The organism is Brachymonas denitrificans (genome assembly GCF_907163135.1).
GTDB lineage: Bacteria > Pseudomonadota > Gammaproteobacteria > Burkholderiales > Burkholderiaceae_C > Brachymonas > Brachymonas denitrificans_A.
On sequence record NZ_CAJQUA010000001.1, the window covers coordinates 2,479,516 to 2,495,944 of the forward strand.

At 66.8% G+C, this 16,429-nt stretch carries 14 protein-coding genes; 5 read left to right on the top strand and 9 right to left on the bottom strand.

Annotation, left to right across the window (positions count from 1 at the left end):
• Positions 1-99: 99 nt before the first annotated feature.
• From tgt to queA, 3 genes are all read right to left on the bottom strand, one after another.
• Positions 100-1,275 carry a tRNA guanosine(34) transglycosylase Tgt gene (gene tgt / locus KKQ75_RS11670; RefSeq protein WP_213362359.1) on the bottom strand — a complete coding sequence of 392 codons (1,176 nt, stop codon included), beginning with the start codon at positions 1,273-1,275 and terminating at the stop codon, positions 100-102.
• Between the two features lie 109 nt (positions 1,276-1,384).
• Positions 1,385-1,555 carry a hypothetical protein gene (locus KKQ75_RS11675; protein WP_213362360.1) on the bottom strand — a complete coding sequence of 57 codons (171 nt, stop codon included), beginning with the start codon at positions 1,553-1,555 and terminating at the stop codon, positions 1,385-1,387.
• 192 nt (positions 1,556-1,747) lie between these two features.
• Complete coding sequence (gene queA, locus KKQ75_RS11680) at positions 1,748-2,809, bottom strand: tRNA preQ1(34) S-adenosylmethionine ribosyltransferase-isomerase QueA (protein ID WP_213362362.1); 1,062 nt, start codon at positions 2,807-2,809, stop codon at positions 1,748-1,750.
• 37 nt (positions 2,810-2,846) lie between these two features.
• Between queA and recG the strand changes: the two genes are divergently transcribed.
• The 4 genes from recG to KKQ75_RS11700 all read left to right on the top strand — a co-directional run bounded on the left by recG (position 2,847) and on the right by KKQ75_RS11700 (position 7,773).
• Positions 2,847-5,003, top strand: coding sequence for an ATP-dependent DNA helicase RecG (gene recG / locus KKQ75_RS11685; RefSeq protein WP_213362363.1), 2,157 nt, complete (start codon positions 2,847-2,849; stop codon positions 5,001-5,003).
• A gap of 112 nt (positions 5,004-5,115) precedes the next feature.
• A complete protein-coding gene (locus tag KKQ75_RS11690; RefSeq protein WP_213362804.1) occupies positions 5,116-5,625 on the top strand; it encodes an NUDIX hydrolase in 510 nt (169 codons plus the stop codon).
• A 6-nt stretch (positions 5,626-5,631) separates the two neighbouring features.
• Entirely contained in the window at positions 5,632-6,411 is a 780-nt protein-coding gene (locus tag KKQ75_RS11695) for a sulfite exporter TauE/SafE family protein (protein WP_213362364.1), read from the top strand.
• A gap of 129 nt (positions 6,412-6,540) precedes the next feature.
• Positions 6,541-7,773, top strand: coding sequence for an MgtC/SapB family protein (locus KKQ75_RS11700; protein WP_213362365.1), 1,233 nt, complete (start codon positions 6,541-6,543; stop codon positions 7,771-7,773).
• Positions 7,774-7,869: 96 nt separating this feature from the next.
• On the opposite strand, the gene KKQ75_RS11705 is transcribed toward KKQ75_RS11700, so the two are convergent.
• On the bottom strand, positions 7,870-9,843 hold the full coding sequence (locus tag KKQ75_RS11705; RefSeq protein WP_213362366.1) for a pyruvate kinase: 1,974 nt from the start codon (positions 9,841-9,843) through the stop codon (positions 7,870-7,872).
• A 282-nt stretch (positions 9,844-10,125) separates the two neighbouring features.
• On the opposite strand from KKQ75_RS11705, the gene KKQ75_RS11710 reads away from it, so the two are divergent.
• Positions 10,126-11,178 (top strand): glycosyltransferase family 4 protein, encoded by a 1,053-nt coding sequence (locus tag KKQ75_RS11710; protein WP_213362367.1) that lies wholly within the window; start codon positions 10,126-10,128, stop codon positions 11,176-11,178.
• A 13-nt stretch (positions 11,179-11,191) separates the two neighbouring features.
• Here KKQ75_RS11710 and KKQ75_RS11715 read toward each other — a convergent pair whose 3' ends face one another.
• From KKQ75_RS11715 to pncB, 5 genes are all read right to left on the bottom strand, one after another.
• Positions 11,192-13,081, bottom strand: a complete 1,890-nt coding sequence (locus KKQ75_RS11715; RefSeq protein WP_213362368.1) for an ABC transporter ATP-binding protein — start codon at positions 13,079-13,081, stop codon at positions 11,192-11,194.
• Between the two features lie 104 nt (positions 13,082-13,185).
• Positions 13,186-13,467, bottom strand: coding sequence for a hypothetical protein (locus tag KKQ75_RS11720; protein WP_213362369.1), 282 nt, complete (start codon positions 13,465-13,467; stop codon positions 13,186-13,188).
• 15 nt (positions 13,468-13,482) lie between these two features.
• Positions 13,483-14,028, bottom strand: coding sequence for a hypothetical protein (locus KKQ75_RS11725; protein WP_250131082.1), 546 nt, complete (start codon positions 14,026-14,028; stop codon positions 13,483-13,485).
• Positions 14,029-14,212: 184 nt separating this feature from the next.
• Positions 14,213-15,160, bottom strand: coding sequence for a bile acid:sodium symporter family protein (locus tag KKQ75_RS11730; RefSeq protein WP_250131083.1), 948 nt, complete (start codon positions 15,158-15,160; stop codon positions 14,213-14,215).
• Between the two features lie 69 nt (positions 15,161-15,229).
• Complete coding sequence (gene pncB / locus KKQ75_RS11735; RefSeq protein ID WP_213362370.1) at positions 15,230-16,423, bottom strand: nicotinate phosphoribosyltransferase; 1,194 nt, start codon at positions 16,421-16,423, stop codon at positions 15,230-15,232.
• Positions 16,424-16,429: the final 6 nt, after the last annotated feature.

The following is a 16,429-nucleotide window of genomic DNA, read 5'->3' on the forward strand; positions in this document are numbered from 1 at the left end:
CACACGGAGCGATCGTCCGCGCAATCCGATAGTTTATAAATAAATAGAGCGACTCGTCCAGCAATCAAGTGAGCGGGACGATGCATGTGCAACAGCGTTTTACACCCCGCGGGCGCGATCGGCGTGGAACTGCGTCACGAAGGCATCGAAGCGGTTGGCATCCATGGCGTCACGCATCTCCTGCATCAGGTTCAGGTAGTAGTGCAGGTTGTGGATGGTGGTGAGCATCGGGCCGAGCATCTCGCCGCAGCGGTCCAGATGGTGCAGATAGGCACGCGAGAAGCCGCCGCGGCCGCCTTCGGCATAGGGGATGCCGCTTTCGCCGGCGCAGGCATAGCAGGTGCAGGTTTCATCCAGCGGACGCGGGTCGGTCTTGTGGCGCGCGTTGCGGATTTTCAGGTCGCCGAAGCGCGTGAACACGTGGCTGTTGCGCGCGTTGCGCGTGGGCATCACGCAGTCGAACATGTCCACGCCGTGCTGCACGCCGTACACCAGGTCCTCGGGCGTGCCCACGCCCATCAGGTAGCGCGGCTTGTGTGCGGGCAGGCGGTGCGGCGTGTAGGCCGTGAGGCGCAGCATGTCCTCCTTCGGCTCGCCCACGCTGACGCCGCCCACGGCATAGCCGGGGAAGTCCATCTCGACCAGCTGCTCCAGCGATTCCTGGCGCAGGTGCTCGTACATGCCGCCCTGCACGATGCCGAACAGGGCGTTGGGGTTTTGCAGGCGCGCGAATTCGGCGCGGCAGCGCTGCGCCCAGCGCAGGCTCAGCTCCATGGAGGCGCGCGCCTCGCGTTCGGTGGTGAGGTGGCCCTTGGTTTCGTAGGGCGTGCACTCGTCGAACTGCATCACGATGTCGGAGTTGAGCACGGTCTGGATCTGCATGCTGATCTCGGGCGTGAGGAACAGCTTGTCGCCATTGACGGGGCTGGCGAATTTCACGCCTTCCTCGGTGATCTTGCGCATCTCGCCCAGGCTCCAGACCTGGAAGCCGCCGCTGTCGGTGAGGATGGGCTTGTGCCAGTTCTCGAACTGGTGCAGGCCGCCGAAGCTCTGCATGATGTCCAGGCCGGGGCGCATCCAGAGGTGGAAGGTGTTGCCCAGGATGATCTGCGCGCCCATGTCGTGCAGGCTGCGCGGCATCACGCCCTTGACGGTGCCATAGGTGCCGACGGGCATGAAGATGGGGGTTTCGACCACGCCGTGGTTGAGGGTCATGCGGCCGCGGCGCGCCTTGCCTTCGGGGCCATGGGTGGAGAGGAGATCGAATTGCAGCATGCGTGGAATTGTAGGCGCGCGCTGCCGGCGCACGCGCAGAAACGACAAAGCCACCCGCGAAGGGGTGGCGTGGGGGCAACTGCGGCCAGCGTGCCGGCGCTGGCGGGACTTACTGCTGCTGTGTGCCTTCGGTGGCGATGGATTGCACCGCCTGCTGCGTGCCACGCACGTCAGCACCGGTTTGCGCCTTGTCGGAACGGTCCCAGGCCCAGGCGGCGAACACGCTGAAACCCATCAGAAATACCAGCGACACGGCGAGGCGGCCAAGCAGAGAGAACATTGCAGAATCCTTCTTGTGAACGCATCCATTGTGCATCAAGCTGAAGCGCCTGGTGTAGGCAATGTTCGCCGGAGCTTGTAAAACTGTGAAGAAATACCGTAACTTGGATGTGCTTCGTGAGGATGATCCGAGTTGCTGCGATGCAACAAGATCCCGTGCAAAACAGTCAGGATTAAGTCAGGCAAGGCGGGCTCAGGCAGCGTCTGCCTTGCGCTGCAGCAGCATGGCGTCACCATAGCTGAAGAAACGGTAGCGCTGTGCAATCGCATGCTGGTAGAGCGCCATGATGTGCCCGTAGCCGGCAAAGGCGCTGACCAGCATCATCAGGGTGCTCTTGGGCAGATGGAAATTGGTGAGCAGCATGTCCACGGTACGGAACTGGTAGCCGGGGGTGATGAAGATGTCGGTATCGCCCTGGGCTTGGCCGCAGGTGGCCCAGCTTTCCAGGGCGCGCACGCTGGTGGTGCCCACGGCCAGCACGCGGCCGCCGCGGGCGCGGCAGGCGGCGATGGCATCGGCCGTGGCCTGGGGCACCTCGTAGCGCTCGAAGTGCATCACGTGCTCGGCGATGTTCTCGGTCTTGACCGGCTGGAAGGTGCCGGCACCCACGTGCAGGGTGACGCTGGCGCGCTGCACGCCGGCTGCGTCGAGCGTGGCGAGCATGGCTTCGTCGAAGTGCAGCGCGGCGGTGGGGGCGGCCACGGCGCCGGGACTGCGGGCGAACACGGTCTGGTAGCGGCGCTCGTCCTCGGCACTGTCGGCATGGGTGATGTAGGGTGGCAGCGGCACGTGGCCGTGCTGCGCCATCAGGGTGTAGGGATCTTCGCTGAACTGGAAGCGGAAGATCGGGCCGTCTGCGTTGGGCCAGCGGCCGAGCAGGGTGGCGGTAAAGCCGCCGTCCATCTGCAGCACGGTGCCGGGCTGCGGCTTCTTGCTCACCTTCATGTGGGCGGCCACGGTATGGGGCAGGTCCGGCTCGTGCAGCACGCGCTCGACCAGCAGTTCCAGCCGGCCGCCGCTGGGTTTGTGGCCGAACAGGCGGGCTTTCACCACCTGCGTGTCGTTGAACACCATCAGGTCACCGGCGCGCAGCAGGGCGGGCAGCTCGCGGAACTGGCGGTCCTGCGGGGCCGGGCCGGTGCCGTCGAGCAGGCGCGAGCCGGTGCGCTCGGCAGCGGGGTGCTGGGCGATCAGTTCGGGCGGCAGGTGAAAATCGAAATCGCTGAGGGTGAAGCGGGAAGGAGCGCTGGGCATGGCGGGGCGGACAGGGAAAAACAGGCAGAATTGTCCCATGTCCGAGTCCCCTGCGCCCGTTTCGGCTGCCAAGCCGCTGTCTGCCATGCAGAAGGCCCTGCGCAAGCTGGGTCTGGTGGGGCCGATGGATTTTGCCTTGCACGTGCCGCTGCGCTACGAGGACGAGACGCGCATCACGCGGCTGCGCGACGCGCGGCCGGGCGAGATGGTGCAGATCGAAGGCGTGGTGACCTCGTGCGAAGTGACGTTCCGGCCAAGGCGGCAGCTGATCGTGACGGTGGACGATGGCACGGACGTGTGCACGGCGCGCTTCTTCAATTTCTATCCGAGCCAGCAGAAGGCCCTGGCGGAAGGGCAGCGCGTGCTGCTGCGTGGCGAGGTCAAGCCGGGCTTCATGGGCTGCACCATGCTGCACCCCTCGTTCCGCGCGGCAGGGGGCGAACTGCCGGACGTGCTCACGCCGGTCTATCCCTCGTCCGGCAATCTGCCGCAGGCCTATCTGCGCCGGGCCGTGCAGGGCGGGCTGGAGCGCGCGCAGGCAGCGGGGTTGCTCGGCGAGACCGTGCCGGCCGAAGCCCTGCAGGATCTGGGGCGGCAGTTGCACCAGCCGCCCTGGGCGCTGGGGCCGGCGCTGCGTTATCTGCACCATCCGACGCCCGATGTGTCCGTGGCAGCGCTGGAGGACCGCAGTCATCCGGCCTGGCTGCGGCTGAAGGCGGAGGAGTTGCTGGCGCAGCAGTTGTCGCAGGCCCAGGCGCATCTGGAGCGGGAGCGCCTGCAGGCACCGGCCCTGCCGCTGCGCCGCGGTGGCCTGCACGAGAAGTTGCTGGCGGCCCTGCCGTTCAGCCTGACCGAAGCGCAGCGCCGCGTGGGCGAGGAGATCGCGCGCGATCTGCAGCGCGGCCTGCCCATGCACCGCCTGCTGCAGGGCGACGTCGGTTCGGGCAAGACGGTGGTGGCAGCGCTGGCGGCGGCGATCTGCATCGATGCCGGCTGGCAATGCGTGCTGATGGCGCCGACCGAAATCCTGGCCGAGCAGCATTTCCGCAAGCTGCTGGACTGGCTGACGCCGCTCGACGTTGGCGTGGCCTGGCTGACGGGCAGCCAGAAGACGAAGGAGCGGCGCGAGATGCTGGCGCGCATCGCCAGCGGCGAGGCGCAGCTGGTGGTGGGCACGCATGCGGTGATCCAGGACAAGGTGCAGTTTCACAAGCTGGCGCTGGCCATCATCGACGAGCAGCATCGCTTCGGCGTGCAGCAGCGGCTGGCCTTGCGGCAGAAGATGCAGGGTGCGGCCGTGCCAGTAAGCGCGGGCGATGCTTCCTCAGGGGCTGCATCTTCCGGGCATCCCGTGGTTCAGGAACCCCATCTGCTGATGATGAGCGCCACCCCCATTCCGCGCACGCTGGCGATGAGCTATTACGCCGACCTGCATGTGAGCACCATCGACGAGCTGCCGCCGGGCCGCACACCGGTGCTGACCAAGCTGATCAGCCAGCAGCGTCGCGACGAGGTGATCGCGCGCATCGGCCAGCAGCTGGCCGAAGGCAGGCAGGTGTACTGGGTCTGTCCGCTGATCGAGGAAAGCGAGGCGCTGGACCTGCAGAACGCCACCCATACCTGGGAAGACCTGCAGCAGGCGTTGCCTGGCGTGCAGGTGGCCTTGCTGCACTCGCGCCTGCCCACGGCGGAGAAGAAGGCCATCATGGAAGCCTTTTCGAGTGGCGCCACCGGCGTACTGGTGAGCACCACCGTGATCGAAGTGGGAGTGGATGTGCCCAATGCCAGCCTGATGGTGATCGAGCATGCCGAGCGCTTCGGCCTGAGCCAGCTGCACCAGCTGCGCGGGCGCGTCGGGCGCGGTGCCGCGGCCAGCGTATGCGTGCTGCTCTACGCCACCAACGAATCCGGCCGCGTGAGCGAGACGGCACGCGAACGGCTGCGTGCCATGGCAGAGACCAACGACGGCTTCGAGATTGCGCGGCGCGACCTCGAAATCCGCGGCCCCGGCGAACTGCTGGGCGCGCGCCAGAGCGGCGCCCCCCTGCTGCGTTTTGCCGATCTGGAGCAGGACGCGCTGCTGCTGGACTGGGCGCGCCATTGGGCGCCGCGCATGCTGCGCCAGCATCCGCAGTTGGCGCAGCGCCACCTCGAGCGCTGGCTGGGCGGGAGGGCCGAGTTCCTGAAAGCGTGACCATTGGCACGCCTGCTGCAGGCGCAGCGCGTCGATTGCAGTGATAATGAATGGTTATCCGAAGCCGCAGGCATGGCGTCTGCTGCCGGCAACCGAGCTTGATGACCCGACCATGGAAACCCGCTGGACCCCCCGAGTCACCGTGGCCGCCGTGCTGGAGCGCGACGGCAAATTCCTGCTGGTGGAAGAGCGCCAGACGCGCGGCCTGGTGCTGAACAATGCAGCGGGCCACCTGGACTGCGGTGAATCGCTGACACAGGCCGTGGTGCGCGAGGTGCTGGAAGAAACCGCGCACGACTTCACGCCCACATCGCTGGTCGGCGTCTACCTGTCGCGCTACCAGGGCCATGATCCGGTCCGTGGCCGCGACCGCGACCTGACCTTTCTGCGCTTCACCTTCTGCGGCACACTGGGCGATTTCCACCCCGATCGCGTGCTGGACACCCCGATCGAGCGCACCCTGTGGCTCACCCCCGAGGAAATCCGGGCCAGCACGTCACGCCATCGCAGCCCCATGGTGCTGCGCTCGCTCGAAGACTATCTCGATGGCCACCGTTTCCCGCTGGACACCATTTACGCGCACGAGAGCGTGTTCGATCCGGCCGCGTTCGAGACGCGCTGACGCGGCATGCTGGGCGGCATTGATCTGACTACCCTGGGCGTGCTGCTGCTGGCCGCCTTTGGCGCCGGCGTGCTCAATGCCATTGCCGGTGGCGGCAGCTTCCTGACCTTCCCGGCGCTGGTCTGGGCCGGTATTCCACCGATCCCGGCCAACGCCACCAGCGCCATCGTGGTGGCGCCCGGCTATCTGGGCAGCACCCTGGGCTTCCGGCAGGAACTGGGCGAGCTGCCGCGCCGCACGCTGCGCAACGATGCCCTGGTGTCGGCAATTGGCGGTGTGGCGGGGGCGCTGTTGCTGCTGGTGACACCGGCGAAGGTGTTTGCCGGCATCGTGCCCTGGCTGCTGCTGTTTGCCACCGCGCTGTTTGCTCTTGGCCCGCGCATCGGGCGCTGGGTGGGAGCGCACCATGCCGAGGGCAGTGCCGGCCAGCGCTGGCGCCTGCCCGCGCTGTTGCTGGTGGCCGTCTATGGCGGCTATTTCAATGGCGGGCTGGGCATTCTGCTGATGGCCATGTACCTGCTGGTGGGCGAAACGCGTCTGCATACCGTCAATGCGCTCAAGAACCTGGATTCGCTGGTGCTGTCGATCGTGTCGGTGGCGGCGTTTGCCTGGGCTGGCGCGATCGTCTGGCAGCATGCGCTGCCGATGATGGTGGCGGCTACCGTGGGCGGTTTTGCCGGGGCCGGCATGGCGCGGCGCCTGCCGCTGGCCTGGGTGCGCGCCATCGTGATCGGTACCGGTGTGGTGATGAGCGTGCTGTTCTTCATGCGCACCACGCAGGCCTGACAGCGCGACGCCACGCCACGAATCGGCCGGTTTGCTGCCCTGGCTCAGACTTGTGCGCCCGAGGCCCTGTGCGCAGGCAGGTGCCCGGGTCTACACTCGGAGTTGCAGAAGAACAGAAAGGAATGCGCGATGGATTGGGACAGCACCAAGGGTGTCATGACGGCACTGGGTATCGGCCTGCTCATCGGCGCCATTCGCGAGCGCCACAGCGCGGAGCCCATGGCGGGCTTGCGCACCCATGCGCTGGTGGCCATCGTGGGCGTGGTGAGCATGCAGCTGGGCATGGGGGCCTATATTGCGGCAGTGCTGGCCGTGGGGGCGCTGGCCGTGGCCGGCTACATGCGCAACGATCCGGATGACCTGGGCCTGACGGGTGAGGTGGCCCTGCTGGTGAACGTGTCGCTGGCCGGCCTGGCCTATACCGACCAGGTGCTGGCAACCGCGCTGGGCGTGACGGCGGCAGCGCTGCTGCAGGCCAAGCGCCAGCTCAAGAACCTGAGCCGCAATATCATCACCGAGCAGGAAATCAAGGATGGCCTGCTGCTGCTGGCCGCGGCGCTGGTGGTGATGCCGCTGCTGCCCACCGAGGCGCTCGATCCCTGGGGCGTGCTGCGTCCGCGCACGATCTGGAAAATCGTCGTGCTGGTGATGGGCACCGGCATGCTGGGCCACGTGGCTCTGCGCATGGTGGGAGCGCGCTGGGGGCTGGCCGTGGCGGGCTTCTTTGCCGGCTTTGCCTCGTCCACCGCGGCGACGGCCAGCTTCGGCGCCCGCGTCAAGGCCGATTCCAAGGTGCTGATGGCGGCCAGTTCGGCAGCCATCCTGGCGAACCTGGCCTCGCTGCTGCTACTGCTCGCCGTGGTATGGGCGGCATCTCCCGAACTGCTGATGTCGCTGGCCTGGCCCATGGGGGCAGCGGTGCTGGTGCTGGTGGTGAATGCGGCCTTCGGACTGCGCAGTGCCAGCGGCCAGGCCGAGGTGGAGGACGAAGGAGGCCATAACGCCTTCAAGCTGTCGCATGCGGTGCTGATTGCCGCCATTATCGGCGGCGTGTCGCTGGTTGCGGCCTGGGTGCGCCATACCTTTGGCGACACGGCGGCGATTGCGGCCGCCATGCTGGCCGCCTTGACCGAGTTGCAGGCCGCGGCGGTGAGTATCGCGCAGATGAACACCTCCGGCAGCATGCCGACCAGCTACGCTCAGTGGGGCCTGATCGGCATCCTGACGACCAGCGGACTGGCCAAGTCGGTGCTGGGCTTTGTCAGTGGCGGTCCGCGCTATGGCCTGCGCGTGAGCACGGCGCTGGTCGGCATGGTGCTTGCCGCTGCGGCGGTGCAGTGGATGCTGCCTGCGGGCGCTTGAGGCGCGGCGGCTGCCGTACCGTGCCGCTTGTGCTCCAGGGCCGCAGAGAGCTGTCGCGGGATCGGGAGCACGACGACCCGGAACCGCCTTGCCCGCTCAGTGCTTCTTGTGCTTGCCCGACTTCTTGCCGTGCTTGCCCTGCTTGCCTTCGGATGGCGCAATGTCGTAGAGGCCATGTGCCAGTCGCAGTTCGCGCAGCAGGGTGCGCTTCTTGGTCTGGTGCGAACGCATGCGGCACAGGATGTCGTCCAGCACGCGCACGGCTTCGAGCACGTGCGGGCCCTTGTTCAGCATCACGCATTCGGCGCGGTGGCCCATGGCGGCATCGGTGACTTCGGCGCGTGAGGGCAGGCCTTCCTTGGCCAGGCTTTCCAGCACCTGCGTGGCCCAGATCACCGGCACATGGGCTGCCTCGCAGATCCACAGGATTTCCTCCTGCAGCTCGGCCAGGCGCTCGAAGCCGCTTTCCACCGCCAGGTCGCCGCGTGCGATCATGATGCCGCAGCAGGGGCCCTGCATGGCGCTGAGCAGCATCTGCGGCAGGTTCTCGAAACCGCGCCGCGTCTCGATCTTGAGCACGATGGCCAGGTCCGGCCGGCCCAGGCGGCGCAGCTCGGCTTCGAGCTGTTCCACATCGTCGGCGGTGTTGGCAAACGAGAGCTCCACCACGTCGGCATTGGCGGCGATGAACTCCAGATCGATCAAATCCTGCGCTGTGAGGGCCGGGATATGCAGGTCGCTGTCGGGCAGGTTGATGCCCTTGTCGGCGCGCAGCTTTTCGCCATCCAGGCCGGCGCGCGTGATGCGTACCAGGGCGTGGTCGCTCTCCATCTGCTCGACCACGCCGCCGATCTTGCCATCGTCGAACCAGATCGGTTCGCCGGCGCGCACATCGTCGAAGACTTCGGGCAGGGTGCAGCCGATGCTGGCCGGGGAGAGCACCTTGCCATTTGCATCCAGCGTGGCGGGTTGGCCGGGCTGCTGGTCGCGCGTGACGCGCAGCAGGTCGCCGGCACGCAGCAGCAGGGCGCTTGGCGTGGCTGGCAGGGCGCCCACGGCGGCATCGTGCGGAGGGCCGTCGGGCGTGCTCTTGCCGGTGGCCGGAATGCGGCGCAGCAGGGTGCCAGGCGCCACGTAGAGGGTGCGTTCCGCCTCGGCCCAGCAGCCGGTCTTGCCGGTCTGCACCACCTCCATGCTGCGGCGCTTGCCGCGCGCATCGGTCAGGCGGATGCGGTCGCCGGAGCGCAGCGAGCCCAGCCAGACGGCTGGCACCGGCACGCAGCCGTCGGCGTCTTCGGGCGGCGCTGCCGGCGCAGCGTCTTCGGCATGTAGCCAGATGCGTGCCGGCTGGCAGGGCTGGCCGAGGGCATCGCGGCGGGCGCGCAGGCGCAGCACGGCCGGGCCCGGCTCCAGCGGGCCGGTGCGCAACTTGGGGCCGCCCAGGTCCATCACCACCTTGCAGGTATTGCCCAGCGCGCGTTCGGCACGGCGCAGGTGCTTGATCATGCGCGCCCAGGTGGCGGCATCATCGTGCGCGCAGTTGATGCGCATGCAGTCCATGCCCTGCGCCAGCAGGTCGTGGATCAGGCGCGGATCGTCGGCCGCCTCGCTCGGCATGGTGACCATGATGCGCACGTGGCGGCCCGGTTCGGCCGGGCCGAGCAGGGCGTTGGCGTGCTGTTCGAGCAGGTGCTGGCCGTGGGCAAAGTCATAGACCGTGGGCAGGTGCTCGCCCGGTTCCCAGCGTTGACCGCCGAGCTCGTGCAGGACTTCCAGAACGGCGTCGATGGTGGCCAGCACGTGCGATTCGGCGCGGCCCAGCGAGGACAGGCCCAGGGCCGACAGACGCATTTGCAAGGGGCGCAGATCCTGCTGGCGCATGTGCAGATAGTGCACCAGGTTGCGCGCACTCTCGCGGAAGTTGGGATGGGCGGCGTCGAGCAGCGACTGCAGCGCATCGGGAATGGCGACCATCTCCTCGCGCAGCTCCAGCATCTGCTGGCGGGCGGTTTCGATGTCCTTGCGGCGTTGCGCGGCGCTGCTGCGGGGAGATGAGGCGGGAGATGACATGGCGCTCCAGGATGAGGCGGGGAACAGGCCGTGAAATAGGCCATCTTGCCTCATATTGTGGCTGTGTCGGATGTCATATTTATGTCATCTGTTTGCATGTCGGAAGGTAGGGGCAATCGCTGACGCGGCAAGGCCGAGCGTGTTGCTGGCAGGAAGGCGCGAAACCCGCATATGACAGGAATGACAACAATCCGTCATCAGCAAGCCACGAAAATGCACTTGAATCGTCATGGATGCGGGCGCAGGGGCGCTGTCTGCCGTACTACAAGGACTGTCTCCTCCATGAAAATTCTGATCGTTACCGATGCCTGGGAGCCGCAGGTGAACGGCGTGGTGCGCACGCTGAAGATGACCACACGCCATCTGCAGGAGATGGGCCACGAGGTGGCCATTCTTTCGCCGCTGGATTTCCGCTCCATGCCGTGTCCGACCTATCCGGAGATTTCGCTGGCGCTGACGACGCGGCAGAAGGTGGAGCGGCGCATCGTCGACATCGATCCGGACTGCCTGCACATCGCCACCGAAGGACCGCTTGGCTGGCTGGCGCGCGGCGTGGCGCTGCGGCATGGCTGGCCGTTCACCACGGCCTATCACAGCCGTTTTCCGGAGTATGTGCATGCGCGCTTCAAGCTGCCGACGCGCATCAGCTATGCGGCGCTGCGCCGTTTCCACAATGCCGGCCGCGCCACGCTGGCGCCGACGCCGGCGATTGTGGAGGATCTGAAGGCGCGCGGCTTCAACCAGGCGCGCCTGTGGTCGCGCGGCGTGAATCTGGAGGCGTTCAGGCCCGAGGGCGAGAGGCTGCCGCGCACGCCCGAGGTGCCGGTATTCCTGTATGTGGGCCGGCTGGCGGTGGAGAAGCAGGTGCACAAGTTCCTCGAACTGGACCTGCCCGGCGAGAAGTGGGTGGCCGGCACCGGTCCGGCCGAAGACAGATTGAAGGCGCGCTTTCCCGAGGCGCGCTGGTTCGGCGTGCTCAGCGGCGAGGATCTGGCCACGATCTACCGCTCGGCCGACGTGATGGTGTTTCCCAGCGTGACCGATACCTTCGGGCTGGTGATGGTCGAATCCATGGCCTGCGGCACGCCGGTGGCGGCCTATCCGGTGCCGGGGCCGATCGACGTGGTTGGCATGGAGTCGGATGGCGGCGTGCTCAGCGCCGATCTGCGCGCCGCCTGCCTGGCGGCGCTGGACAAGCCGCGCGACGCCGTGCGCCGCTATGCCGAGCAGTTCAACTGGCCGGCAGCCACGCGCCAGTTCGAGCAGGCGCTGGCGCCGCGCCGGGCGGTGGCGCCGCCCGTGCCGCTGCGTCCGGCGGCGGCCTCGGCCTCCTGAATCGGGAGGGCGCTCAGGCAGTTCCCGGAATCGCCAGTTCTTCCTCCGGGATCTCGTTGTCCTGCTCGCCCAGAAAACCGCCGCTCTGGTGCTGCCACAGGCGCGCGTACAAGCCGCCGCGCGCCAGCAGCTGCTGGTGCGTGCCCTGTTCCACGATCCGGCCCTTGTCGAGCACGATCAGCCGGTCCAGCGCGGCGATGGTGGACAGGCGGTGTGCAATCGCGATCACGGTCTTGCCTTCCATCAGCTTGAGCAGGCTGCACTGGATGGCGGCCTCCACTTCCGAATCGAGCGCGCTGGTGGCTTCGTCCAGCACCAGAATCGGGGCGTCCTTGAGCATGACGCGGGCAATGGCCACGCGCTGGCGCTGGCCGCCGGACAGTTTCACGCCGCGCTCGCCCACCTGCGCCTCGTAGCCGGTGCGGCCTTCGCGGTCGGACAGTTGCAGGATAAAGTCGTGCGCTTCGGCGCGTTCGGCGGCGGCGATCATCTCGGCATCGCTGGCATCGGGGCGGCCGTAGAGGATGTTGTCGCGCATGGCGCGGTGCAGCAGCGAGGTGTCCTGCGTGACCATGCCGATATGCTGGCGCAGGCTGTCCTGCGTCACGCTGCGCACGTCCTGGCCGTCGATCAGGATGCGGCCGCCCTGCACATCCTGGAAGCGCAGCAGCAGGTTCACCAGCGTGGATTTGCCGGCGCCGGAGCGGCCGATCAGGCCGACCTTCTCGCCGGGGCGGATGGTGAGGTTGAGCTGTTCGATCACCGGCGCGGCATCGCTGCGGTAGGCAAAGCGCACATCCTCGAAACGCACTTCGCCCTGCGTCACTTCCAGCCGCTGCGCATCCGGCGCATCCACCACGGCGCGCGGGCGCGACAGCGTGTTGATGCCGTCCTGGATGGTGCCCACACTCTCGAACAGGCTGGTCATTTCCCACATCACCCAGTGGCTCATGCCGTTCAGGCGCAGCGCCATGGCGCTCACGGCCGCCACGGCGCCGATGCCGACCTGGCCCTGCATCCACAGCCACAGCGAGAGTCCGCCGGCTGCCAGGATCAGGGCCACCATCAGCACCTGGTTGGCGATCTCGAACAGGCTTACCAGGCGCATCTGCGCATAGCCGGTGGCGCGGAACTCGTCCATGGCGGCGCGTGCAAAGCCGGCCTCGCGCTGCGTGTGCGAGAACAGCTTGACGGTGGCGATATTGGTGTAGGCGTCCGTGATGCGGCCGGTCATGGCGGCGCGGGCGTTGGCCTGTGCCTTGCTGACCATGCCCAGGCGCGGCACGAAATACCAGCAGGCCAGCGCATAGGCGATGGCCCACAGCAGGAAGGGCAGCATCAGGCGCAGGTCAAAGCCGGCGGTGAGCAGCAGGATGGTGAGCATGTAGGTGCCCATGCCGATCACCACATCGGTGGTGGTGAACAGCGCGTCGCGCACGGCGAGCGCGGTCTGCATGATCTTGGTGGTGATGCGGCCGGCGAATTCCTCGGCATAGAAGGCCATGCTCTGGCCCAGCATCAGGCGATGGAAGGTCCAGCGCATGCGCATCGGGAAGTTGATGGCCAGTGCCTGGTGCTTGACGATGGTCTGCAGCGCGACCAGCGCGATGGAGGCCAGCATGATGCCGGCGAGCCAGCCCAGCGCGGTGCCGTGGGTGGCGAGCAGCTCGGCCGGGCGCACCTCGCTCAGCCGGTCCACCACGCGGCCCAGGGTGGCGAACAGGAATACTTCGTAGGCGGCGATCAGGGCCGACAGGATGGCCATGCCGGCCAGATAGCCGCGCGCACCGGCCGTCATGCGCCAGACAAAGGGCAGAAAGCCCGTGGGGGGAAGCACGGGCTCTGCGGCGGGGTAGGGGGGAAGGCGGCGTTCGAACCAGCTGAACGGGGAAAGACTTGGCATGGGCAAATGCTAGCGAAATGGCCGCGGATGTGCTCGCGGCAGGTCTTTTTTCGGAGGCCGAAGCAAACGCCCCACAGCAGGGTGCGGGGCGTCTCGAGGAGGCGTCAATTCAGATCCGAATCCCGTTCCTGACGTTCGGTGATGCGGTCGACCACCGGTTTCAGGCCGGTGTCCTTGCGTCCCTGGCGGCGGTCGTCAACCGCGTCGTCTGCCTTTTCACGGTCCACCGGATCCTCGTTGGGCTCCAGAGCATCCGGCGATTGGTCGCGCTCGTGCGGCAGCTTGGCCTGATCCTTGGCCTCGCGCGAGATGTCGATGTCGCGGTCGTCTTTTTCCAGGCTATCCCCGGAGGGTGGCGGCGAACTGGGCTGGGTATCGCTTTGCATGGCTGCTCCCGGCTCTCAGCGGCCGTCGCCGTCGGCATCACCCGGTAGGGCGCGCTCCACGCGGTCCCAGGCGGCGCGACCGGCGCTCTTGGCCTGCTCCCAGCTCAGGCGCGAATCGCCCTTGAGTTCCTGCCAGTCGCGTTCCAGTTCGGTCTGGGTCTCATCCCAGGTGCGGCCGGCATAGCGTTCGCGACCCTGGTAGCCCAGGCGGTAGGCGGGGGCGTAATCGTCATAGGTATAGTCGGCCACGTAACCGGGCTGGGTGCGGTAGTTTTCGCCCCAGTAGGTGTTCTCGGGATCGGTGGCCTCCACGGCCGCATAGCCGCCGAGTGCGCCCAGCACGGCACCGACGGTGGCGCCGACAAAGGTGCCGACCGGCCCGCCGATCGCGGTGCCGACCACGGCGCCCCCTGCGGCGCCGGCCACCATGCCGCCGCCCATGGCAACGCTGCCGGCCTCCTTGCTGGCCTCACCGGGGGTCATGCCTTCCTGATGCAGGGGATTGGGATCCTGCGAGGGTTGGGCGATGGGGGTTTCCTTGAGGGGTTCCTGGACGGGCATGGCGCTGCTCCTTGTACTGTGACCGGTCCGCTGCCGCACACCCGATGTGCGCGGCGCGGAGAGGGTCTTGTCTATGGAGTCAGTGTGCCGCTGCCTGCCTGCCCTGGGTGTCGGGCAAAGACTGCGGGGCTTGTCGGTCCAGTCTGATAGGCAACCTGTCCCGGAACATGGGACGCGCCCCCGATCAGCCCTGGGCGCGGCGTTCTTCCTTGCGTGCCCAGTAGGTCGCCAGCAATGGCCCGGAAATGTTGTGCCAGAAGCTGAAGATGGCGCTGGGGACGGCCGCCACCGGGTTGGCCTTGAAATGAACGGCGGCCAGCGCGGCCCCCAGGCCGGAGTTCTGCATGCCGACTTCGATGGCGATGGCCTTGTTGTCCGCATGGCTCAGGCCGAGCAGGCGAGCCCCCCAGTAGCCGATCAGGTAACCGAGGCCGTTGTGCAGCATCACCACGGTGAAGATGAGCAGGCCGGTTTCGGCGATGCGGGCCTGACTGGCAGCGACCACGGCTGCCACGATGGCGACGATGGCGAACACCGATACCAGCGGCGTGAACTCTGCCACTGCCTTGACGCGTGCGCCCAGCAGAGCCTGGGCGATCAGGCCAAGTGCAATCGGGAACAGAACGACCTTCAGCACGGAGATGAACATGCTGCCTGCGTCGATGTCGATCCACTCACGCGCCAGCAGATAGAAGATCGCCGGGGTAAGCAGGGGAGCCAGCAGCGTGGATGCGGCCGTGCATGCTACGGACAGCGCCGTGTTGCCGCGGGCCAGGTAGGTCATCACGTTGGACGCAGTACCGCCAGGGCAGCAGCCCACCAGAATCACGCCGATGGCGATTTCCGGCGGCAGGTTGAGGCCCTTGGACAGCAGGTAGGCCAGCCCAGGCATCACCACGAACTGCGCGACCACGCCGATCAGCACGGCCTTGGGATGGCGGGCCACCTCCCGGAAATCCGCTGTGGACAGCGTGATCCCCATGCCGAACATGACGATGCCGAGCAGCCAGGTGATCCATGGCACGATCCACTTGAAGCCTGCCGGCCACATGAATGCAGCAGCCGCTGCGAGCAGCACCCAGAGTGCAAACGTCTTCTGGATGAATTGACTGACTTTCTGAAAACCGGACACCTCATGCCTCCTGCAAAATGGTTGAGTTGGGGTTAACCCAGCCTGGATTTTAGGGGGCAAATATCTGGTTTATGGTGCCTGTTCCGGTTCCGGAATCTCGAACACCTTGCGCAGATACTTCAGATAGCCTTCATCCTCGACCATGGTCTTGCCTGGCGAGTCGGAAATCTTGGCCACCGGCTGGCCGTTGCACTCGATCATCTTCAGCACGATGGACAGCGGCTCGGGGCCGAGGTCGTTGGTCAGGTTGGTGCCGATGCAGAAGGCGGTCTGGATGCGGCCGTGGAAGCGCTGGAAGATCTCGATGCTGCGCGGCACGGTCAGGCCGTCGCTGAAGATCAGCAGCTTGGTGCGCGGGTCGCAGCGGTTGGCGGTGTAATGCGCGATCATGCGCTCGCCCCAGCTGAACGGATCGCCGCTGTCGTGGCGGGCGCCGTCGAACAGCTTGCAGAAGTACATGTCGAAATCGCGCAGGAAGGCGTTCATGCCGTACACGTCAGACAGCGCGATGCCGAGATCGCCACGGTATTCCTGCGCCCATTTCTCGAAGGCGAACACCTGCGTGTCGCGCAGGCGCGGGCCGAGGGCCTGGCAGGCCTGCAGGTATTCGTGCGCCATGGTGCCCATGGGCTTGAGGCCGAGCTGGTGCGCATACATGACGTTGCTGGTGCCGGTGAACTGGCTGCCCGGCTCCGAGCCCAGGCGCTGCTTGAGCAGGGTGAGCACTTCGCCGTGCCAGTCGCGCGAAAAGCGGCGGCGCGAGCCGTAGTCGGCAATGCGCAGGTCTTCCAGGCCGGGCTGCTGCATCAGTGCGATCTTGGCGTCGAGGCGGCGCCGGCCTTCGTCATAGTCCACCTGGGGCGCGGTGTTGCGGAAGTAGACCTCGGCCACGATGGAGAGGATCGGGATCTCGAACAGAATGGTATGCAGCCAGGGGCCGCGGATGCGGATGTCGAGCTCGCCGTTGTCCAGCGGAGTGAGGGTGACGGCCTTCTCGTTGAGCTGGAACAGGCCGAGGAAGTCGACGAAATCGCTCTTGATGAAGCGCAGGCTCGCCATATAGGCCAGCTCGTCCTCGGTGAAGCGCAGCGAGCACAGGTGGCGGATTTCTTCGCGGATCTCCTCCATGTAGGGCGCCAGTTGCACGCCCGGGGTCCGGCACTTGAACTTGTACTCGACCTGGGCGCCTGGAAACTGGTGCAGCACCGCTTGCATCATGGTGAACTTGTAGAGGTCGGTGTCGAGGAGGCTGTGGATGATCATGACCGA

Excerpts from the sequence above, each read along its gene's own strand:
- tgt (WP_213362359.1), bottom strand. The coding sequence starts at position 1,275 with ATGCTGCAATTCGATCTCCTCTCCACCCATGGCCCCGAAGGCAAGGCG.
- KKQ75_RS11675 (WP_213362360.1), bottom strand. The coding sequence starts at position 1,555 with ATGTTCTCTCTGCTTGGCCGCCTCGCCGTGTCGCTGGTATTTCTGATG.
- queA (WP_213362362.1), bottom strand. The coding sequence starts at position 2,809 with ATGCCCAGCGCTCCTTCCCGCTTCACCCTCAGCGATTTCGATTTTCAC.
- recG (WP_213362363.1), top strand. The coding sequence starts at position 2,847 with ATGTCCGAGTCCCCTGCGCCCGTTTCGGCTGCCAAGCCGCTGTCTGCC.
- KKQ75_RS11690 (WP_213362804.1), top strand. The coding sequence starts at position 5,116 with ATGGAAACCCGCTGGACCCCCCGAGTCACCGTGGCCGCCGTGCTGGAG.
- KKQ75_RS11695 (WP_213362364.1), top strand. The coding sequence starts at position 5,632 with ATGCTGGGCGGCATTGATCTGACTACCCTGGGCGTGCTGCTGCTGGCC.
- KKQ75_RS11700 (WP_213362365.1), top strand. The coding sequence starts at position 6,541 with ATGGATTGGGACAGCACCAAGGGTGTCATGACGGCACTGGGTATCGGC.
- KKQ75_RS11705 (WP_213362366.1), bottom strand. The coding sequence starts at position 9,843 with ATGTCATCTCCCGCCTCATCTCCCCGCAGCAGCGCCGCGCAACGCCGC.
- KKQ75_RS11710 (WP_213362367.1), top strand. The coding sequence starts at position 10,126 with ATGAAAATTCTGATCGTTACCGATGCCTGGGAGCCGCAGGTGAACGGC.
- KKQ75_RS11715 (WP_213362368.1), bottom strand. The coding sequence starts at position 13,081 with ATGCCAAGTCTTTCCCCGTTCAGCTGGTTCGAACGCCGCCTTCCCCCC.
- KKQ75_RS11720 (WP_213362369.1), bottom strand. The coding sequence starts at position 13,467 with ATGCAAAGCGATACCCAGCCCAGTTCGCCGCCACCCTCCGGGGATAGC.
- KKQ75_RS11725 (WP_250131082.1), bottom strand. The coding sequence starts at position 14,028 with ATGCCCGTCCAGGAACCCCTCAAGGAAACCCCCATCGCCCAACCCTCG.
- pncB (WP_213362370.1), bottom strand. The coding sequence starts at position 16,423 with ATGATCATCCACAGCCTCCTCGACACCGACCTCTACAAGTTCACCATG.